Source organism: Streptomyces sp. NPDC020801 (assembly GCF_044334385.1).
GTDB lineage: Bacteria > Actinomycetota > Actinomycetes > Streptomycetales > Streptomycetaceae > Streptomyces.
This window is the reverse complement of the sequence record NZ_JBIRST010000002.1, coordinates 565,506-583,899: the sequence shown is the minus strand read 5'-3', so window position 1 is coordinate 583,899 and position 18,394 is coordinate 565,506. Positions and strand designations below refer to the sequence as shown.

Sequence of the window (18,394 nt, the reverse complement as noted above, 5' to 3'; positions counted from 1 at the left end):
TGACCCAGACCCCTGGGGTCGCCCTGACGGACGTAGTGGATCATCGCCAGGTCGCTGGACTCCCGGACCTTGGCCAGCCGCTCGGCGTCGCCCTTCGTCTCCAGGGCCGACTCCAGCTCGTAGTTGCGGTCGAAGTGGTCCTCCAGCGGCCGCTTGTTGCGGCCGGTCACCATGAGGACGTCGTCGAGGCCCGCGGAGACGGCCTCCTCGACCACATACTGGATCGCCGGCCTGTCCACGACCGGCAGCATCTCCTTGGGAGTGGCCTTGGTGGCCGGCAGGAACCGGGTGCCGAGGCCCGCTGCGGGAATGACAGCCTTGGTGATTCGGGAGGCCATGTGATGCGTGGGTTCTTTCGTCGCTTGCGTCGGGGGCGTCGGGTTCGTCGCGGCAGGGAGCGCACCGACGGCTCGGTCCGCTCCCTGCCGGACATGGGGCTGGGTCACGCCTCGATGAGGCCGCGCTCGCTCTCGCCGGTCCGCTGCCGCACGATGTGGGCCTTGAAGGCGGCCCCGGGCGCGGGGGCCGGGGTGCGCTCGTCCAGCGGCAGCACCGCGGGCGCGGGCTCCTGGCCGAGGAACAGCCGGCGCACCACGCGCTCCGCCGCGTGCCCGTCGTCGAACTGCACGAACCGCTCACGGAAGGCGGCCCGCAGTTCGGCGGCCCGGCTGCTGTTCCAGGCGCCGGAACGGAAGACCTCGATGAGCTCGTCCTCGGTGGTCGCGGTCGCCCCCGGGGTCTCGCCCGGCTGCCCGGAGAGGACGTCGAAGTACACCCCGCGGGCCCGGCTGTAGACCTCCCAGTCGTCGGCGTAGGTGACGATCGGGCGGTCCAGGCACGCGTAGTCGAACATGATCGACGAGTAGTCGGTGATCAGGGCGTCGGCGGCGAGGCACAGGTCCTCCACCACCGGGTACCGCGAGACGTCCTTGATCAGGCCGCGCTGCTGCAGCGCCTCGAGCTCCGGGTCGGCGCCGTAGAAGTAGTGGGTGCGCACCAGGACGACGTGGTTCGGGCCCAGTTCGCGGCAGAACCGCTCCAGGTCGATCCGGGGCACGTAGCCCTTCTGGTAGTCGCGCACCGTCGGGCAGTACAGGACGGCGGTCTTGCCCTCCTCGATGCCGAGCTCACCGCGGATCCGGGCCACGTCCTCGGCGGTGGCCTCGAAGTAGACGTCGTTGCGCGGATAGCCGTACTCGATCCCCTCGAACGCGCAGGGGTAGACCCGCTCCCAGATCTCCGTGGAGTGCTGGTTGGAGGTCAGGCTGAGGTCCCACTTGTCGGCCCGCTCCAGCATCTTGCCGAAACTCATGTTCTTCGCGGCCGCGGGGAACCTCTGCTGGTCGATTCCCATCTGCTTGAGTGGAGTGCCGTGATGGGTCTGGAGGTGAACCTGGTCGGGCCGCTTGACGAAGTCGTTCGGGAAGTTGACGTTGTTGATGAGGTACTTGGCGCGGGCCATGACCTCCCAGTAACGAGGGGAGTTCGCCACGACGTAGTCCACGCCCGCGGGGACGGTCTCCACGGCGTCGCGCTTGACGACCCAGACGCCGTGCACGTTCGGCGCGAGCTCCTTGGCCTTGTGGTAGATGGCCGCGGGGTTGCAGGCCACGCCGCGGTTCCAGTAGGCCGCGTAGACGGCGAGGTTCTCGTCGACGGGACGGCGCAGGTGCAGACGGTAGAGCCGGTTGTAGGCGCTCTTCCCGAGCTTGGTCTTGGCCTTCTTCGCTCGCTGGACGACCTCGCGGCGGGTGCTGGTGGCGAACGTCATCGCCGCGTAGGCCGTGTAGGAACCGCGCTCCAGTATCTGGAACCGGACGCCCTGGGAGCCCTCGGGAACGACGAAGCCGCGCGGCTTGAGCCGCTTGTACTGCGCGGCCGACAGCTTGAAGAACTCCGCGCGGTCCTTGGGGACGATGCGGTCCTCGCGGGCCAGGGTGAACAGGAAGTGGCTGGCCATGCGCTCGAACAGCAGCGCCCGCACCGGCTCCAGACCGGGCCGCTCGTCGAGGAACTCGAAGAGCCGCGCGTACTGCTGGAAGATGCCGAAGTGCTTGCGCCCCGGGGTGCGCATGGAGTTGCCCTGGCGGCGCTGGCGGTACTCGACGCAGACGTGGTCGGTGGCGGCGATGCGCTCGGCGGTCAGCATGGTCTTGTAGACCATGAGGGCATCCTCGTAGATGCCGTCGGTGAAGGTGAAGTTGTGGTCGTCGACGTAGAACTCGCGGCGGTAGGCGCGGTTCCACACCACGGCGAACATGTTGAGGTACTCGGGACGCTCCAGCGCCGTGAAGACGTCCGTGCCCGCGGCCGCGAGCATCTCGCCGGCCGCACTCGCCTGGACCCGGTTGTTCCAGTACGTGCGGACGTGGTTGAGCAGCAGGATGTCCGGGTCGCCGGTGGCCTCGAGGCGGTCGGCCATCGCCTGCAGCGCGCCCTCGGCGAGGGTGTCGTCGCTGTCCAGGAAGAGGATGTACTCGCCGCGCGACTTCAGTGCACCGGCGTCGCGCGCCTTGCCTATGCCCTGGTTCTTCGCGAAGTGTATGGGTATGACACGGCTGTCGAGGGCGGCGTATTCATCGAGAATGCGGCCGCAGGCGTCGGGCGAGTGGTCGTCGATGGCGATGATCTCGAAGTCGCCGAACGACTGTGTGAGTATGGAATCCAAGCATGCGCGCAGGTACCCCTGGACTTTGTAAACGGGGACGACAACGCTGATTTTCGGCGAAGCGTTTCCATTCGCATCGGGCATGCTCGGGGCTCCTGGACTGTCGATCAGACTCAACCGCGCCCCGCGGTGGCGGACCGGTGCGGGACGCGAGAGGCACAAGGAGTGCAGGTTAACGTTTGGAGAAGCGTAGCGTACGCCTTCGCGCGGTAGTTCGGTCGAGGCCGGGCGCGATGTACTGACACGGCCCCTGCCTTCCGGTCAAATCCGCAGCGCACAGGCGCGCGAGGGGGCACGCCGGCGTCCGCGGCCCGGACGACTGTGAGCTTCCGCTCGGTGCGCGGCCCGAGTCTGGTCCACAAATGTGACGCAGGTGTTGCCGTCCGGAGACGACCCGGTCGCGTCCGCGCCGCGGCGGCCGGCGTTCTCCGTCCGGCGCGGCCGACGTCGCCGGCGCCCGCCGCGATGCCGCCGGTGAATAGGGAGTTCACGATTCCGTGAATCCGGCGAAACAAAAGGGGCCGGGAATTCGCTCCCTGAATTCCGTCGCCGGTATGGCCGGGTGTTTTCCGCCCGCCTGTGCGGGCCGCCTGTCCGCGCCGCCTCTCGCGCCGGATGTCCGGGTCGGATCCGGGCCGGATGCCCGGGGCGGGGAGGTGTCCGCCTGACGGACCGATGGGCGGCTTCGGGACGTCTTCGCGTAGATTCGGGCCGGGCAGCCGAACCTACGCGAGGGGACAGACAGCAACGTGGCAGGGGCAAGGCAGGCCGTGCGCGAGGCCCGCAGGATCGTCGTCAAGGTGGGGTCCTCGTCGCTGACCACCGCGTCGGGCGGGCTGGACGCCGACCGTGTGGACGCGCTCGTCGACGTTCTCGCCAAGAGCCGCAGTGGGGGAGAGAAGGAGATCGTCCTCGTCTCCTCCGGTGCCATCGCCGCCGGCCTGGCCCCGCTGGGCCTGCGCCGCCGTCCCAAGGACCTGGCCCGGCAGCAGGCCGCGGCAAGCGTCGGCCAGGGCCTGCTCGTGGCCCGCTACACCGCCTCCTTCGCCCGCTACGGCATCCGCGTCGGCCAGATCCTGCTGACCAGCGACGACACCAGCCGCCGCGCCCACCACCGCAACGCCTCGCGCACCCTCGACAAGCTGCTCGCGATGGGCGCCGTCCCGATCGTCAACGAGAACGACACCGTCGCCACGGACGAGATCCGCTTCGGCGACAACGACCGGCTCGCCGCCCTCGTCGCCCACCTCGTCCGTGCCGACCTGCTGGTGCTGCTGTCCGACGTGGACGGGGTCTACGACGGCGACCCGAGCCGGCCCGGCACCTCCCGGATAGCGGAGGTCCGTGGGCCGGAGGACCTCGCGCACGTCGAGATCGGCAGCGCGGGCAGGGCCGGCGTCGGCACCGGCGGCATGGTCACCAAGGTCGAGGCGGCCCGGATCGCGGCCGCCGCCGGCATCCCCGTGGTGCTCACCAGCGCGGTCCACGCGGCCGACGCCCTGTCCGGCAGGGACACCGGCACCTTCTTCCACCCCACCGGCAAGCGCTCCGCCGACCGGCTGCTGTGGCTGCAGCACGCCTCCGCCCCGCAGGGCTCGCTCACCCTGGACGACGGGGCGGTGCGGGCGGTCGTCGAGCGCCGCAAGTCGCTGCTGCCGGCCGGTATCGCCGGCGTCGAGGGCGAGTTCACCGCCGGCGACCCGGTCGAGCTGCGCGACGCCGCGGGGCGCGCGGTGGCCCGCGGGCTCGTCAACTTCGACGCCAAGGAGATCCCCCGGCTGCTCGGCCGCTCGACCCGTGAACTGGCCCGCGAGCTGGGACCGGCGTACGAACGGGAGGTCGTACACAGGGACGACCTGGTGATCCTGGAGCCGTAATGGGCCGAAACGTCCGTACGCCGCGGCCCTGAAGGTTGGGGGACGTTCTGTAAAACCACCCCATGGAGCCGTGCGGCCTGCTCCACTTTGTCTCAGGGACACATTCGCACGAGCACTGGGTAAAGGAGGCCGTCGTGAGACGAGTGCGCCCTGGGGCGGCGGCGTCCCGCGGTGGTGCCGGCGGGTCCCGGTCCCGTGCGGCCGGCGAGGAGCGCGCCCTGACCAGCGTGGCGGCCGGGGAACGCTACGAGGGGCGCGAAGAGCCCGAGGACCTGCCACGGCTGTGGCACATCACCCTCAGTGTCTCCGGCGAACAGGCCCCGCTGAAGGAGGTGCGGCGCGGCCTGGAACAGCTCGCCCACGACCACCCCTTCCTGCTCACCAGCCGCTATGCCGACGACCACGCGGAGATCCGCTACTGGGAGGAGGCCCGCGACCTCCATGACGCCGCGGCCGTCGCCCTGCGCCTGTGGGGCGAGCACCGGCAGACCGCCAAGCTGCCGCCCTGGGAGATCGTCGGCCTGGAGGTCATCGACCGCGAGACCTACCACCAGCGCCTCGCCGAGGGCTACGGCCCGCCACCGGCGACACCGGTGGGGGTTCACCCGTTCTAGGCCGCTCCGGCCCGTCTCGCGGTGTGGGATGACCGGTGAGCGCCACCCTCGCCGAGCACTACGCTTCCCTCATGACCACGCTCTCGCCGTACGACTCGATGTCCCCGGTCACCCGGGCTGCCTACCGCGCCAAGGCCGCCGCCGCCGACCTCGCGCCGCTGCCGCGCGTCGAGAAGGACGACGCGCTGCTGGCCATCGCGGACGCCCTGGAGGTCCGTACCAGCGAGATCGTCGAGGCCAACGCCAGGGACATCGCCAAGGCCCGCGAGGCCGGCACCAGCGAGGCCATCGTCGACCGGCTCACGCTCACCCCGGAGCGGGTGCGCGCGATCGCCGCCGACGTGCGCGACGTGGTGGCGCTGCCTGATCCGGTCGGCGAGGTCGTCCGCGGCAACACGCTCCCCAACGGCATGGACCTGCGCCAGATCCGCGTCCCGCTCGGCGTGGTCGGGATCATCTACGAGGCCCGCCCGAACGTGACCGTGGACGCCGCCGCCCTCTGCCTGAAGTCCGGCAACGCGGTGCTGCTGCGCGGCTCGGCCTCCGCCTACGAGTCGAACACCGCCCTGGTGCGGGTGATCCGCGACGCCGTGGGCGGGGCGGGGCTGCCCGCCGACGCCGTGCAGCTCGTGCCCGGCGAGAGCCGCGAGAGCGTGCGCGAGCTGATGCGCGCCCGCGGCCTGGTCGACGTGCTGATCCCGCGCGGCGGCGCCTCCCTGATCCAGACCGTCGTCAGCGAGTCGACCGTCCCCGTGATCGAGACCGGCACCGGCAACTGCCACGTCTACGTCGACGCCCACGCCGACCTCGACATGGCCGTAGACATCCTGATCAACTCCAAGGCGCAGCGGGTCAGTGTCTGCAACACCGCCGAGACGCTGCTGGTCCACCAGGACATCGCCGCCGACTTCCTGCCCCGGGCCCTGGACGCGCTCGCCGCAGCCGGGGTGACCGTGCACGGCGACGAGCGGATCATGGCCTACGCCAAGGACTCCAGGGCGACGGTCGTCGAGGCCACTCCGGAGGACTGGGAGACCGAGTACCTCTCGTACGACATCGCCGCCGCCGTCGTCGACTCCCTGGACCGGGCCGTCGAGCACATCCGGCTGTGGAGCTCCGGCCACACCGAGGCGATCGTCACCACCTCGCAGCAGGCCGCCCGCCGGTTCACCCAGTTGGTCGACTCCACGACGGTCGCCGTGAACGCCTCCACCCGCTTCACGGACGGCGGCCAGTTCGGCTTCGGCGCGGAGATCGGCATCTCCACGCAGAAGCTGCACGCCCGGGGCCCGATGGGCCTGCCGGAGCTGACCAGTACCAAGTACATTCTCACCGGCGACGGACACATCCGGCGCTGAGGTACATCGCGGGGCATATGCGCCCGACAGGTGCGGAGCGATGGTGCCCGCCCCCGGCCGAGGGCCTGCGCAAGGCGTCTCACCAGGCGGATGAATTTCCATACCGTCTGCCCAAATTGACCCCCCAGGTCTACTCTGGACCCGTGCCGGAGGACGTGGGGGGCACGCCGTTCCCTGACGGCTGGGAGCCCGACGACGACCACGACCGCGGGGTGTCGGACGAAGAGTTCGCCTCCGTGGTCTTCGACGAGGCCTTCGTACGGGCGGCCGTGATCCACGAGCCGACCGCCGTCGAACGCCTCCTGGCCGCAGCGCAGGCCAGAGCCGAGGCCTCGGAGGCCGAGGCCCGCCGCGCCCACGCCAGAGGCGACCGCTACGAGGACGGCCACGGCTCCGACGGCCACGGCTCCGGCCCCGGCCACGAGCTCGACGACCTGGACGGCCCCGACGCCCTCGAAGGCCGCTACGGCGCCGCCAGGACCTTCGGCAAGCAGGTGCGCTGGCACCGTCCGGTCGCCTGGGTGCTGGCCCTCGTGATGGGCATCGGCATGGTCGCGCTGGCCTTCGCGGCGGTCTACCGGGGTGCGTCCTCGGGCAACCGGGACCAGGTACCGCAGCCCGCCTCCACGGGCCTGGGGCACGGCAGCGCCGCGGCCCCCTCGGCATCCGCCGACTACTACTCCCAGCCACCTGTTCCGGCGGCCCCCCGCACCCCCTGAGCACGCCGGGGCCGTTTTGGTGAGAACCTGTCAGAACTTGTCGCGCAGCACGGCGTTTACCCGGGCTTCGGGCGACCTACCCTGAATACATGGGAGGGCCTGGAGACCCACCTGAGGGGACACCCGAGGGCGCCCCGGGAGGTGCGGAGGACGAATACCGATCCGTCGTCTTCGACGAGTCGTTCGTCCGCGCTGCCCGCCTCCAGGAGTACTCCGCGCGGGAGCGGATGAGCGACCACACCCCGGCCGTCCGGCGCCGCCCGCCGTTGCGGCGCGGTGGACTGTCCCGGCAGGCGCTGGCCCTGGTCCTGCTGATCGCCCTCGCCTTCGGCACCGCGATCTACATGGGCGTACGCCACCCCTACCAGACCCCGCAGACCCAGCAGCCCGTCGAACCGCTGCGGATGACCGACATCCCGCTCGCCCCGCAGGGCAAGGTGCCCGGCGCCGCCGACCCCGAGTACCTGTACGCGCACAGCCCCGCCGCGCAGTTCGACGTCGGCGCCGAGGGCATACCGCTGCCCGCCGTCCGGCGCACCGCGCACTTCTCGGACAGCCAGGTCGTCGCCGCACTGAGCACGGCGAAGGACTACATCGTCGCGTCCTCCCTCTATCCCGAGGTGCTCACCGGCGGGCAGGCCCATCCCGTGCGGGCGCTGCTCGACCCCGGCCAACTCGACCAGTTCGACGAGAGCTTCGGCCACCCGGCCGCCGACGGCCGGCACGCGCCCACCGGATGGCTCGTCCGCTTCGACCCCACCCGGGCCGAGCTGGCCGACCGAGAGATCCGGGTGCAGGGCAGCCTGCAGGCCGCCGAGACCGACTCCGCCACCCTCGAGGTCACCGCCGACCACACCTTCGTCTACGCGCTGAAGCCGACCGGCTCCGCCGCCGGGGCCCCGGCCTCGCTGTTCACCGTCCGGCGCGAGCTGCAGTTCCGCTTCAGCCGCGACGACCTGCGGCTGCACCAGGTCCAGCTGGTCGTCTCCTACGCTCAGGCCGGCCCGCTCTCCTGCGCCGAGGACTCCGCGAGCCGCTTCCGGCCGCTGCTGGCCGGCCAGACCGCCGGGGCGGGCGGCCCGGCCGGGACCGACCCGTACGCGACGGGCAGCGCGACGGCCCTGTGCGGGTCCCTGGCGCCGAGCGCCCTGCCGCGGGTGTGGCGGCCGTGGTGCGGTGGCCGCGGGTGTGGCGGCCGTGGTGCGGTGGCCGCGGGTGTGGCGGCCGTGGTGCGGTGGCCGCGGGTGTGACTGCCGCGGTGCGGTGGCCGGAGGTGTGGCGGCCGTGGTCCGGTGGCCGGAGGTGTGGCCTCAGTCCCCGTCGCGCGGCGGAGTGTCCGCGGGCGGGGTGTCCGTGGGGGGCTGGTCCTTCGGCGAGGTGGGGGACGTGAACCCGTTGAAGCCGCGCCGCACCCGGCCGCCCAGGTCCCCGGCGCCGCCCGCCAGGTCGCTGACCAGCTTCATCAGCGGGTCCTTGGAGTTCTTCACATGGTTGGCGTAGTGCGCCGCCGAGTCGCGGAAGGCGTCGCCGACCGAGGCGTCCTTGTCCTCGTTGCGGCGCGGGTAGTGACCGTCCGTGATCCGCTGGTAGTCGCGGGAGGCGGCCCACTTCTTCAGCTCGGCCGCCCGCACGGTGGTGAAGGGATGGGTGCGCGGCAGCACGTTCAGGATCTTCAGCACCGAGTCGCGCAGGTCGCCCCCGGCCTCGTACTCCTCGGCCTGCTGCAGGAACGCGTCCACGTTCATCTCGTGCAGGTGGTTGCCGCCCGCCATCTTCATCAGACCGCGCATGGAGGCCTGCAGATCCTGCCCGGCCAGCAGGCCCGCCCGGTCGGCCGACAGCTCCGACTTGCGGAACCACTCGCGCAGTGCCGTCACGATCGCCATGATCGCCAGGTTGCCCAGCGGGATCCAGGCCACCCGGACGGCCAGGTTGGTCAGGAACAGCAGGATCGTGCGGTACACCGCGTGGCCGGACAGGGCGTGGCCCACCTCGTGGCCGACGACCGCCCGCATCTCCTCCTCGTCGAGCAGCTCGACCAGGCCCGTGGTGACGACGATGATCGGCTCGTCCAGGCCGATGCACATCGCGTTGGGCTGCGGGTCCTGGGCCACGTACATCGGCGGGACCTTCTCCAGGTCCAGGATGTAGCAGGCGTCCCGCAGCATGTCGTTGAGGTGTCCGAACTGCTGGTCCGAGACGCGCACCGAGTCGGACAGGAACAGCAGCCGGAGACTGCGCTCGGGCAGCAGGCCGCTCAGGGCCTTGAACACCGTGTCGAAGCCGCTGAGCTTGCGCAGCGCGACCAGGGCGGAGCGGTCGGCCGGGTGCTCGTACGCGCGCGAGGAGATCCCCGGGAAGCGCGTGCGCCGCCGGCTCGGCACGTGCTCGTGCTGGTGCTCGTTGTGCTCGTGGCCGTCGTCGGACATGTGATCCCCCATGTGCGTCTGTGTCGCCCAATGTGCCCCCGAAGCAGGCCCCAGCCTAGGCGGAGATACCGTGGACGGGCAGTACAGCGAAGGAGTCCACGCCATGGAGCACTATTCCGCAGCCGCCCGGCTCACCGAGGCGGCGAGCGCCGCCGCCCGGCATCAGGGGGCGGGCGACCTGCTCCGGGTCGTCCTGGTCGTGATGATCCTGGGCTGTGTGCTCACCGGCTGGTTCCTGCTGCGCGGCTACAAGCGGAACGACGACTGAACGCCCCGGAAGGTTCCCCGCAGGTTCCCCGCGTCCCCCAACGGTGGAGTCGGCGTGAGACGCGCGGAGGCGGCCGCATACGATGGGCCGACATCTTTATCCCGCCCACACCCGGATAGGTTCTGCCGAAGATGAGCTTCCACAGCACCGCTGCCCAGTTGGTCGACCTCGCCGAGGGCGGCAGCAACCACGAGAGTCTCAACCCCGCGGTCACGGGCGGCAGCGCGCTCCTCATCCTGCTGCTCCTGCTGTGGATCACCACCCGCTTCAACCGCGACCGCTGAGTCCCGCCGAGGCCCGTTCCGGGGCTGCCCCGGGAGCTGTCGGCCGAAGCCCTCGGGCCGGGCCGGTAGGGTCTGCACGCATGGGAGAGCAGGACATGCCTACCGGTCCGGCGAGTGACACGGTGAAACGCCCCCAACACGGCCCCGGCCACGCCCCGGCGTCGTCGGGCAAGCGCCGCCTGGGCGTGATGGGCGGGACGTTCGACCCGATCCACCACGGGCACCTCGTGGCGGCCAGCGAGGTCGCCGCGCAGTTCCACCTGGACGAGGTCGTGTTCGTCCCGACCGGCCAGCCGTGGCAGAAGACCCACCGCAAGGTCTCCCCGGCCGAGGACCGCTACCTCATGACGGTCATCGCGACCGCCGAGAACCCCCAGTTCTCCGTCAGCCGCATCGACATCGACCGCGGCGGCCCCACCTACACCGTGGACACCCTGCGCGACCTGCGCGCCCTCAACCCCGACACCGATCTGTTCTTCATCACCGGCGCCGACGCGCTCGGCCAGATCCTGACCTGGCGGGACTCCGAGGAACTGTTCTCCCTCGCGCACTTCATCGGTGTCACCCGGCCCGGCCACCACCTGAGCGATCCCGGCCTTCCGGAGGGCGGCGTCTCGCTCGTCGAGGTTCCCGCCCTCGCCATCTCCTCCACGGACTGCCGTGCGAGAGTCGCCAAGGGCGACCCCGTCTGGTATCTGGTGCCGGACGGAGTCGTGCGCTACATCGACAAGCGCGAGCTGTACCGCGGCGAGTGAGCCGAGAGGGGCACCGGTGAACGACCGATACGACGCGGGGTACGAGGGCGACGGTTACGAGCTCGTCGGCTACGACGAGTACGGCCGGCCTGTCTACCGGCAGGTCCCGGCGCAGCAGACTCCGCAGCAGACCTACGACGCCTACGGACAGCAGGGCTACGGCTACGGTCCGTACGGGACGGACGGCCGGCCGCAGTCCGGCGGGCAGCAGTCCGCCCAGCAGCCCTACGGCGGCCACGACACCGGTGAGCAGGCGCCCGCCCCCTCCTACGACCCCTACGGCACCCACTCCCACGGCTCCTACGCCCCGTACGGCTCCGGTGCGACGCCGGCCTCCTACGACCCCTACGGCCAGACCGCGACCAGTGGCGAGCAGCCCCGGGTGGCCGAGCAGACCGCCCACATCCCGCAGCAGGCCGGCCCGGCGGAGGCCGGCGGCCGCGCAGAGGACGGGGCGGACCGGCTCGAGGCGGGTGAACGGGACTACCACACCGAGCAGTTCGCATTCGTCGAGGAACCGAGCGACAACTCCGAAGACGTCATCGACTGGCTGAAGTTCACCGAGAACCGAACCGAGCGCCGCGAGGAGGCCCGCCGCCGCGCCCGCAGCCGCGTCATCGCCCTGGCCGTTGTCCTCGCCCTGGCCGCGGCCGGCGGCGTCGGCTACCTCTGGTACGCCGGGAAGCTGCCCGGGCTGTCCTCGTCCGGGACCAGGACCGGCGCCGCGACCGCCTTGGGCGCCCAGAAGCGCGATGTGATCGTCGTCCACCTGCACAACACCGCCAAGGGCGGCACCTCCACGGCGCTGCTCGTCGACAACACCACCACCAAGCAGGGCACCACCGTCCTGCTGCCCAACTCCCTCGCCCTGACGTCCGACGACGGCACCACCACGACGCTGGCCAGGTCGGTCGGCGACGACGGTTCCTCCGGTACCCGCGACCAGCTCGACACCGTCCTCGGCACCAGCATCCAGGGCACCTGGCGCCTGGACACCCCCTACCTGCAGAACCTGGTCGACCTGGTCGGCGGGATCGACCTCGACACCAACACCGGCGTCCCCGACCCGGACGCCGGGAAGAAGGGCACCGCGCCCCTGGTCCACCAGGGCAAGGACCAGTCCCTCAGCGGCAAGATGGCCGTCGCCTATGCCACCTACCGCGCCCCCGGGGAGGCACAGAACGCCCAGCTGGAGCGGTTCGGCCAGGTGATGCAGGGCGTGCTGCGCAAGATCTCCACCGATCCGCAGGCAGCCACCGTCACCGTGCAGACCCTGGCGCAGATCCTGGACCCCTCGCTCACCGACAAGGACCTCGGCACCTTCCTGGCCAAGCTCGCCGACCTCGCCAAGGGCGGCGACTACAAGACGGCCCTGCTGCCCGTGCAGGGTGACGGCACGCTGAGCGCGCAGACCAGCGCCAGCGTGGTCAAGGACATCCTCGGCGGCGCCGCGAAGAGCCCCGCCCGGGGCGCGGCCGTGCGTGTCTCGGTCCAGAACTCCTCAGGGACCAAGGACAACACCGAGAAGGCCCGTGTCGTCCTGCTCAACGGCGGCTTCACCTTCCTCGAGGCCGGCACGGCACCGGCCGTGCGGCCCACGTCCAAGGTCGTTTACTCCGACGCCGCCGACAAGCAGAACGCCGCCGAGGTCGCCAAGACCCTGGGTCTGCCCGCCGGCTCCGTGACGAAGGGCACGGTCGCCTCCAACGCCGACGTCTCTGTGGTCCTCGGCCAGGACTACAGGCCCTCGTCGTGACCCCGCGGGCGTGATCCCCCCATTCACGTGGGGTGGCGTCGGCGGTCCGTGAGACCCTTGGTGTCAACTGACCGCCGACGGAAAGCCTTGTAGTGACCGCGACCGACCGCTCTCTCGAGCTCATCAACACCGCCGCCCAGGCGGCCGCCGACAAACTGGCGCACGACATCATCGCCTACGACGTCAGCGACGTGCTGTCCATCACCGACGCATTCCTGCTGGCGTCCGCGCCCAACGACCGCCAGGTCAAGTCGATCGTCGACGAGATCGAGGAGCGCCTGCTGAAGGAACTCGGCGCCAAGCCGGTGCGCCGCGAGGGCGACCGCGAGGCCCGCTGGGTCCTGCTGGACTACGTCGACATCGTGGTCCACGTCCAGCACAGCGAGGAGCGGGTCTTCTACGCCCTGGAGCGGCTGTGGAAGGACTGCCCCGAGCTCGAGCTGCCCGCCGACGCCAAGGCCACCCGTGGCAAGGCCGAGGAGCACGCCAGGCTGCAGGCCGCCGGTGAGTCGGCGGAGCCGGACGGTGAGTGGCGATGAGCGGCGCCGGTGAGGGGACCGGCAGGACGCCGGACCGGGGCCGCCGCGTCATCCTGTGGCGGCACGGCCAGACCTCCTGGAACGTGGAACGCCGCTTCCAGGGCTCCACGGACGTCGAGCTCACCGAGACCGGCATCGGCCAGGCCCGCCGCGCGGCCCGGCTGCTGGCCTCCCTGGGGCCCGACGCGATCGTCTCCTCGGACCTGACGCGGGCCGCGCGGACCGCCGCCGAGCTCGCCGCCCTCACCGGTCTGGAGATCGCCCACGACGAGGGCCTGCGCGAGACCTACGCGGGCGTCTGGCAGGGCCTGACGCACGAGGAGATCCTCGCCCGGTACGGCGAGGAGTACGCCGCGTGGAAGCGCGGTGAGCCGGTGCGCCGCGGCGGCGGCGAACTGGAGACCGAGGTCGCCGACCGCGCCGCCCCCGTGGTGCTGCGGCACGTCGAGAAGCTGCCCGAGGACGGCACCCTCGTGGTGGTCAGCCACGGTGGCACCATCCGCACCACCATCGGACGCCTGCTGGGCCTGGAGGCCCGGCACTGGGAGAGCCTGGGCGGCCTGTCCAACTGCTGCTGGTCGGTCCTGAACGAGGGCGTGCGCGGGTGGCGCCTGACGGAGCACAACGCCGGCACGCTGCCGGAACCCGTCCTCGGTGACGACGACTGAGCCTCCCCGGCCCCACGGACCCCGGATTTCACTTTCTGGCAGGTCGCAGGCTAAAGTTCTTCTTGTTCGCCCCGCCGAGCGGGGCGAAACACCATGCGGCTCCGCCGCGTGGCCGCAAGGGGCTATAGCTCAGTTGGTAGAGCGCCTGCATGGCATGCAGGAGGTCAGGAGTTCAATTCTCCTTAGCTCCACTGATCGGCACTCTGTCGAGTCGTCAAGGATCGGTGACGAGGATCCCGTCCCCTCAAGGGGGCGGGATTTTCGCGTTCGGGCTCGGATGATCGCCGCGGTCGCCCCGTGCGGCGGTGGCCGGCGTCCTGGCAGCGACGAATGACCCCGGCCGGCTTCGTGGACTGTTCCCGAACCGGCTTGAGTCACTTGGGGCCTCGGCGGCGTATACCTCTGCGAGGGCGCTCTCGGAGTGCGCGTAAGCGCTGGCCGGAACGGCCGCGGCGGGTGCCGTGGCCGGACTGGTACCGAGGCGTCGCTGACCGTATTGGCCCGGCCGTGGCAGAATCAAACGGCCGGAAGGGGTGCGGCCCGACGGGAGGGAGTAGCGATGCCTGCGAGCATCCTCGAGGAGGTCGGTCACCTCCTCGATGCGGCGTTGACACGGGATACGGTCACCCGCCTCGTCTGCCCCTCCTGCGGCTCCCTCCACGTGGCCCAAGTCCTCGGCGACAACGGCGGGATCTCGTACGTGTGCACGGCCTGCGGCCACAGCTGGAGCTGATTGATGGGTGCACACAGGCGAAAGTGCGACTGGTGCGGCAGCGGTACACCGATCGTCCGTGACATGGAGCCGATCAACCCCGACTACCAGTACTGGTGCGAGGAGTGCGCGCGGGCGCTGATCATAAAGGGCGACCCGATCGAGACCTACCGCGAGCTGGAGGGCGAGCCGATCTACGGCCGGCTCCTGGAGGAGCACTGCACCCTCAAACGGTTCTACTCGTTCGTGACGGCGTGAATCAGGCCGGGGCCCCGCGCGGGACCCCGGCCTGATTCATGAACGGCGGTCATAACGGGCACAACGGAAACCGATTTGGTGGAGTACCCCCGGGACCGTGTAATGTTGGCGTCGCCGCCGGGGAGACCGGGCGACACGGTCGACATGCGGCTCCGCCGCGAGGCCGCAAGGGGCTATAGCTCAGTTGGTAGAGCGCCTGCATGGCATGCAGGAGGTCAGGAGTTCAATTCTCCTTAGCTCCACAGAAGTCGAAGGCGGGTCATCCGATGGGATGACCCGCCTTCGACGTATGTGCGACAAGCGTGCGTACGGAGATCCATGCGGCGCGGCGGCGGACCACTCGGCCGGGGAGCCCCGCCGGCCGGGTCCTCAGCGGCCCAGGGCGCGGCGGCCGCGGCCCTGCGAGAGGACCGGCAGATTGCGGGACGGAGCCTGCGAGCGGGTGCCCTCCTCCAAGCGCAGGGCCAGTGCCGGGCAGCGGCGCACGGCCCGCAGTGCCTTGGCCTCCGCGTAGCGCGGCACCTGCGCCTGGGCGACGGTCGGGAAGCCGTCGGCACCCAGCTCGAAGACCTCCGGGAGGATGTCCGCACACAGCCCGTGGCCCCGGCACAGCGTCCAGTCGACGTAGATCTTCTGACGGCTGGGACCGCTCTCCTCGTCCTCGACGCCGCCCAGGACGCCCGTCGGGGCCCTGCCGCCCTCGAAGAGCGGCAGCACGCCCTCCACGGGCCGCCCGCAGCCGTTGCCCAGCACATGGGCGGCCAGGTCGTCCGTGAACGCCTTGATGGTCGACTCCAGGAACATCGCCGAGCCGTCCGGGTGCGAGCACGCGCCGCGCCGCTTGACGTTCTTGGCGACCTGCTTGAGTGCCTCGAGCGCGGCCGGACCGCCGCCGCTCAGGATGTCCTCCATGCCGCGCGCGGCGGCCGGCAGACCGAGGTAGCAGGGGCCGCACTGGCCCGCGCTCTCCTCGGCGAGCCACTTCGCCACCTGGAGGGACTCGCCCAGCGGGCAGGTGTCCTGGCTGATCGGCAGGATCGCGCCCGCACCCAGCGAACCGCCCACCGCGTCCAGCGAGTTGCGGGAGACGATCGCCTCGTTGACGGTCGCGGCGTCGATCCACTTGCCGTGGTAGCCGCCGGTCAGCACGCCCTGCGGCACCGGCGGGGCGCCGGCCAGCTGCAGGACGTAGCGCAGCGGCACGCCCGTGGGGACCTCGATCACCATCGGGCGGGCGACGGCGCCGGACACCGTCAGCATGACGGTGCCCGGCTCGTCGTACAGACCGGTGTTGCCGTAGCGCTCCGGGCCGATCCGGGCGGCGATCGCCAGCTGGGCGAACGTCTCGGCGTTGGACAGCAGCGTGGGCGCGCCGCCCACGCCCGTCTGCGAGGCGCTGACCTTGCGGCCCGGCGGGATCGCCGGACCGCCGTCGATGGAGCGGATCAGTGACGACGCCGCCCCCGTGACCATGCGCACCGGATTGCGCTGCACACGCGCGCGCAGTGCCGACCTGCGGCCGTTGCTCAGGCCGCGCTCGGCGAGCGCGGCCTCCATCGAGCGCTGGGTGGACTCCCGGGTGACCCCCACCACGAGCGTGCGGGCACCGAGGGCCTCGGCGCACAGCAGCGCGCCGTCCAGGATCAGGTGCGGGGCACGGTTGATCAGCACCGTGTCCTTGCGGCAGGCCGGTTCGTCCTCGCTTCCGTTGACGACGACGACCGGCCGGACGCCGCGCTTGATCGCCGATTCGGCGACCGAGCGCAGCTTCTTGTGGAAGGGGAAGCCCGCGCCGCCGCGGCCCTTCAGGTTGATGGCCTCGGAGAGCTGCGCGAGCTGCTCTCCGCCCATCGGCTCAAGCGGCCCGTGCACTTTCAGGTGCATGGGCAGATCGAGTCTTTCGACAAGGTCGAAGCCCGACGTGAGCTGGGGAAGCCCGACCACGCGGACTTCCGGGACGTCGGGCAGGGCCTCGTTCACCTATAGCCTCCGGAAGGCGTGTTCCAAGGTTCGCCCGAACCCGGCGCGTCGAAGGGCGCACCGGGGTGTGTTTCATTGGCGGGACCGCTCGTGTACGTGTCGTTCGAGTTGTACGTGCCGTAGAGCGTGTTCGTCTCACCGGTGTCGTATACATCACGTCCGCCGTACCCGTTCATGCCCGAATTGTCGTAGGGCGGAATGTTGTATCCCGTGTCGTTCAGCGGGTCGTAGGCCGACCGCGGCGCCTCGCCGACCGGCGGCGGCGACGGGATCGGCCAGCTGCCCGACGTGTTGCCGGAGCCTTCCACGCGCGGCATCGCCTCGGTGTACTGCATGTCGAACGGCAGGTCCATGCGCGCGGTCTGGTCGGCCGTGAACGGCTGCTGCTGGGCGCGCGGGGGCGTCGAGACGGCCCGGTAGGCGGCCGCGAAGCCGGGCGCCGGCTCCGGAGTGTCGTACAGCGGCGACGAGGGGCTCGGAATGCGCGGCAGGGACCCCGTCGTGGCCGCGGACGGCGGCTGGGTCGCCCGCGCGCCCTCGTAGCCGGGCAGCGCGGATTCCGCCATCCTGGCCCGGCTCGCGTCCAGGTCCTCCAGCTCCGGCCGCTCCCCGGAGCCGAGGATCGAGACCAGCCGGTCGGCGATCCTGCGCTTGACCGGGCGCGGAGCCGCGCGCAGAGCCAGGGCCGCCATGACGCCCACCAGGCACAGGTCGTACGACACCATGAAGAACGTCTTCGCCGGGCGCCCCGCGAACAGGCCGTGGATCAGCGCGGCGCACCAGGCGGGGTAGGCCAGCATGTGCATCGCGCGCCAGCGCGCGGCGACCGGCGCCGGGGAGGCGAACTGGTTGCGCAGTGCGCCGGTGACGCCCACGAAGATCATGAGCAGTCCCGCCAGGGACCCCAGGCCGATGAGTCCGCCGCTGCCCTGAACGCCGAGGCTGAAGGGGATCAGGGCGGCGATGAGGACCGTGTGCGCCAAGGCCAGCTTGATGGTGATGTGCACCAGGAGGAAGGCGATGGAGGCGACGGCGGTCACCCGGTGGATGCCCTGTGCCACGATCCGCTGCCGGATGTTGAGGAAGATCCGGTCCTGAGCGACCAGACCCCAGATCACCGAGCAGGTCAGGGAGACCAGCGACAGGACACCTGCACCGAAGTTCAGGAACTCCTGGAGCCAGTTGCCGCCGTACAGCACGACCACGGGTATGAGGAGCAGGACGACAGCGGACGCCATCCCGTAGGCCGAGCGGCCGGGTTTGGGGAGCGAGCTGTTACTGCGACGAGGGTTCATGGGGGCAACTCCGAGCGGTTCGGGAAAGCGGTCCCGAGGACGAACTCTAAGTGGCTCCAAACCGAGCAGTAGCCCGTTTGAGTTATTGCGTTGTTATCAAAGTGAGTCTCGGGGCTCGTGTTGTCCCCATAGGTTCCGTTACGCGGGGTAATGTTTGAACCTTGTTCAACTTTTCCGAACCTTCACAAGCGGATCCGGCTCACTGCGGCGGTCC

At 70.8% G+C, this 18,394-nt stretch carries 18 protein-coding genes and 2 tRNA genes; 15 read left to right on the top strand and 5 right to left on the bottom strand.

Annotation, left to right across the window (positions count from 1 at the left end):
- Together ACH4UM_RS07520 and ACH4UM_RS07515 are read right to left on the bottom strand one after the other, a co-directional pair.
- A partial coding sequence (locus ACH4UM_RS07520) for a sugar phosphate nucleotidyltransferase (RefSeq protein WP_398174991.1) occupies positions 1 to 338 on the bottom strand: 338 nt, incomplete at its 3' end.
- A 104-nt stretch (positions 339 to 442) separates the two neighbouring features.
- Positions 443 to 2,752: a CDP-glycerol glycerophosphotransferase family protein gene (locus ACH4UM_RS07515; protein WP_398174989.1), complete on the bottom strand. Its 2,310-nt coding sequence runs from the start codon at positions 2,750 to 2,752 to the stop codon at positions 443 to 445.
- A gap of 665 nt (positions 2,753 to 3,417) precedes the next feature.
- Between ACH4UM_RS07515 and proB the strand changes: the two genes are divergently transcribed.
- The 5 genes from proB to ACH4UM_RS07490 all read left to right on the top strand — a co-directional run bounded on the left by proB (position 3,418) and on the right by ACH4UM_RS07490 (position 8,486).
- Positions 3,418 to 4,545, top strand: a complete 1,128-nt coding sequence (gene proB, locus ACH4UM_RS07510) for a glutamate 5-kinase (protein ID WP_398174986.1) — start codon at positions 3,418 to 3,420, stop codon at positions 4,543 to 4,545.
- 143 nt (positions 4,546 to 4,688) lie between these two features.
- A complete protein-coding gene (locus ACH4UM_RS07505; protein ID WP_398175065.1) occupies positions 4,689 to 5,159 on the top strand; it encodes a hypothetical protein in 471 nt (156 codons plus the stop codon).
- 71 nt (positions 5,160 to 5,230) lie between these two features.
- On the top strand, positions 5,231 to 6,517 hold the full coding sequence (locus tag ACH4UM_RS07500; RefSeq protein WP_398174983.1) for a glutamate-5-semialdehyde dehydrogenase: 1,287 nt from the start codon (positions 5,231 to 5,233) through the stop codon (positions 6,515 to 6,517).
- Positions 6,518 to 6,660: 143 nt separating this feature from the next.
- Positions 6,661 to 7,236 (top strand): hypothetical protein, encoded by a 576-nt coding sequence (locus tag ACH4UM_RS07495; RefSeq protein ID WP_398174980.1) that lies wholly within the window; start codon positions 6,661 to 6,663, stop codon positions 7,234 to 7,236.
- 89 nt (positions 7,237 to 7,325) lie between these two features.
- Complete coding sequence (locus ACH4UM_RS07490) at positions 7,326 to 8,486, top strand: hypothetical protein (protein WP_398174977.1); 1,161 nt, start codon at positions 7,326 to 7,328, stop codon at positions 8,484 to 8,486.
- 60 nt (positions 8,487 to 8,546) lie between these two features.
- Here the strand turns inward: ACH4UM_RS07490 and ACH4UM_RS07485 are convergent, their stop codons facing one another.
- Positions 8,547 to 9,665, bottom strand: a complete 1,119-nt coding sequence (locus tag ACH4UM_RS07485) for a M48 family metallopeptidase (protein ID WP_398174974.1) — start codon at positions 9,663 to 9,665, stop codon at positions 8,547 to 8,549.
- Positions 9,666 to 9,768: 103 nt separating this feature from the next.
- Between ACH4UM_RS07485 and ACH4UM_RS07480 the strand changes: the two genes are divergently transcribed.
- The 10 genes from ACH4UM_RS07480 (at position 9,769) to ACH4UM_RS07435 (ending at position 15,147) form a co-directional block, all read left to right on the top strand.
- On the top strand, positions 9,769 to 9,933 hold the full coding sequence (locus ACH4UM_RS07480) for a hypothetical protein (RefSeq protein WP_398174971.1): 165 nt from the start codon (positions 9,769 to 9,771) through the stop codon (positions 9,931 to 9,933).
- A gap of 131 nt (positions 9,934 to 10,064) precedes the next feature.
- The gene (locus tag ACH4UM_RS07475) at positions 10,065 to 10,217 is read left to right on the top strand and encodes a hypothetical protein (protein WP_398174969.1); all 153 of its coding nucleotides are present in this window, start codon (positions 10,065 to 10,067) and stop codon (positions 10,215 to 10,217) included.
- Between the two features lie 80 nt (positions 10,218 to 10,297).
- Positions 10,298 to 10,972, top strand: coding sequence for a nicotinate-nucleotide adenylyltransferase (nadD, locus tag ACH4UM_RS07470; protein WP_398174966.1), 675 nt, complete (start codon positions 10,298 to 10,300; stop codon positions 10,970 to 10,972).
- Positions 10,973 to 10,988: 16 nt separating this feature from the next.
- The gene (locus ACH4UM_RS07465) at positions 10,989 to 12,728 is read left to right on the top strand and encodes an LCP family protein (protein ID WP_398174964.1); all 1,740 of its coding nucleotides are present in this window, start codon (positions 10,989 to 10,991) and stop codon (positions 12,726 to 12,728) included.
- Between the two features lie 92 nt (positions 12,729 to 12,820).
- Positions 12,821 to 13,267 carry a ribosome silencing factor gene (gene rsfS, locus ACH4UM_RS07460; RefSeq protein WP_398174961.1) on the top strand — a complete coding sequence of 149 codons (447 nt, stop codon included), beginning with the start codon at positions 12,821 to 12,823 and terminating at the stop codon, positions 13,265 to 13,267.
- Positions 13,264 to 13,935, top strand: a complete 672-nt coding sequence (locus ACH4UM_RS07455; RefSeq protein ID WP_398174958.1) for a histidine phosphatase family protein — start codon at positions 13,264 to 13,266, stop codon at positions 13,933 to 13,935. The genes rsfS and ACH4UM_RS07455 overlap by 4 nt, the downstream gene beginning before the upstream one ends.
- Before the next feature lie 118 nt (positions 13,936 to 14,053).
- Positions 14,054 to 14,126 (top strand) — tRNA-Ala (locus ACH4UM_RS07450).
- 368 nt (positions 14,127 to 14,494) lie between these two features.
- On the top strand, positions 14,495 to 14,668 hold the full coding sequence (locus ACH4UM_RS07445; RefSeq protein WP_398174955.1) for a hypothetical protein: 174 nt from the start codon (positions 14,495 to 14,497) through the stop codon (positions 14,666 to 14,668).
- A 3-nt stretch (positions 14,669 to 14,671) separates the two neighbouring features.
- Positions 14,672 to 14,905, top strand: a complete 234-nt coding sequence (locus ACH4UM_RS07440) for a hypothetical protein (protein WP_006136074.1) — start codon at positions 14,672 to 14,674, stop codon at positions 14,903 to 14,905.
- A 169-nt stretch (positions 14,906 to 15,074) separates the two neighbouring features.
- Positions 15,075 to 15,147 (top strand) — tRNA-Ala (locus tag ACH4UM_RS07435).
- A gap of 127 nt (positions 15,148 to 15,274) precedes the next feature.
- Here ACH4UM_RS07435 and ACH4UM_RS07430 read toward each other — a convergent pair.
- Positions 15,275 to 16,885 carry an NADH-ubiquinone oxidoreductase-F iron-sulfur binding region domain-containing protein gene (locus tag ACH4UM_RS07430; RefSeq protein ID WP_398174952.1) on the bottom strand — a complete coding sequence of 537 codons (1,611 nt, stop codon included), beginning with the start codon at positions 16,883 to 16,885 and terminating at the stop codon, positions 15,275 to 15,277.
- On the bottom strand, positions 16,882 to 18,180 hold the full coding sequence (locus tag ACH4UM_RS07425) for a cytochrome b/b6 domain-containing protein (protein ID WP_398174950.1): 1,299 nt from the start codon (positions 18,178 to 18,180) through the stop codon (positions 16,882 to 16,884). The genes ACH4UM_RS07430 and ACH4UM_RS07425 overlap by 4 nt, the downstream gene beginning before the upstream one ends.
- Between the last annotated feature and the right edge of the window lie 214 nt (positions 18,181 to 18,394).

Coding starts and splice junctions, on each gene's coding strand:
- ACH4UM_RS07515 (WP_398174989.1), bottom strand. CDS start 2,752: ATGCCCGATGCGAATGGAAACGCTTCGCCGAAAATCAGCGTTGTCGTC.
- ACH4UM_RS07500 (WP_398174983.1), top strand. CDS start 5,231: ATGACCACGCTCTCGCCGTACGACTCGATGTCCCCGGTCACCCGGGCT.
- ACH4UM_RS07490 (WP_398174977.1), top strand. CDS start 7,326: ATGGGAGGGCCTGGAGACCCACCTGAGGGGACACCCGAGGGCGCCCCG.
- ACH4UM_RS07485 (WP_398174974.1), bottom strand. CDS start 9,665: ATGTCCGACGACGGCCACGAGCACAACGAGCACCAGCACGAGCACGTG.
- ACH4UM_RS07480 (WP_398174971.1), top strand. CDS start 9,769: ATGGAGCACTATTCCGCAGCCGCCCGGCTCACCGAGGCGGCGAGCGCC.
- ACH4UM_RS07475 (WP_398174969.1), top strand. CDS start 10,065: ATGAGCTTCCACAGCACCGCTGCCCAGTTGGTCGACCTCGCCGAGGGC.
- nadD (WP_398174966.1), top strand. CDS start 10,298: ATGGGAGAGCAGGACATGCCTACCGGTCCGGCGAGTGACACGGTGAAA.
- ACH4UM_RS07455 (WP_398174958.1), top strand. CDS start 13,264: ATGAGCGGCGCCGGTGAGGGGACCGGCAGGACGCCGGACCGGGGCCGC.
- ACH4UM_RS07445 (WP_398174955.1), top strand. CDS start 14,495: ATGCCTGCGAGCATCCTCGAGGAGGTCGGTCACCTCCTCGATGCGGCG.
- ACH4UM_RS07440 (WP_006136074.1), top strand. CDS start 14,672: ATGGGTGCACACAGGCGAAAGTGCGACTGGTGCGGCAGCGGTACACCG.
- ACH4UM_RS07425 (WP_398174950.1), bottom strand. CDS start 18,180: ATGAACCCTCGTCGCAGTAACAGCTCGCTCCCCAAACCCGGCCGCTCG.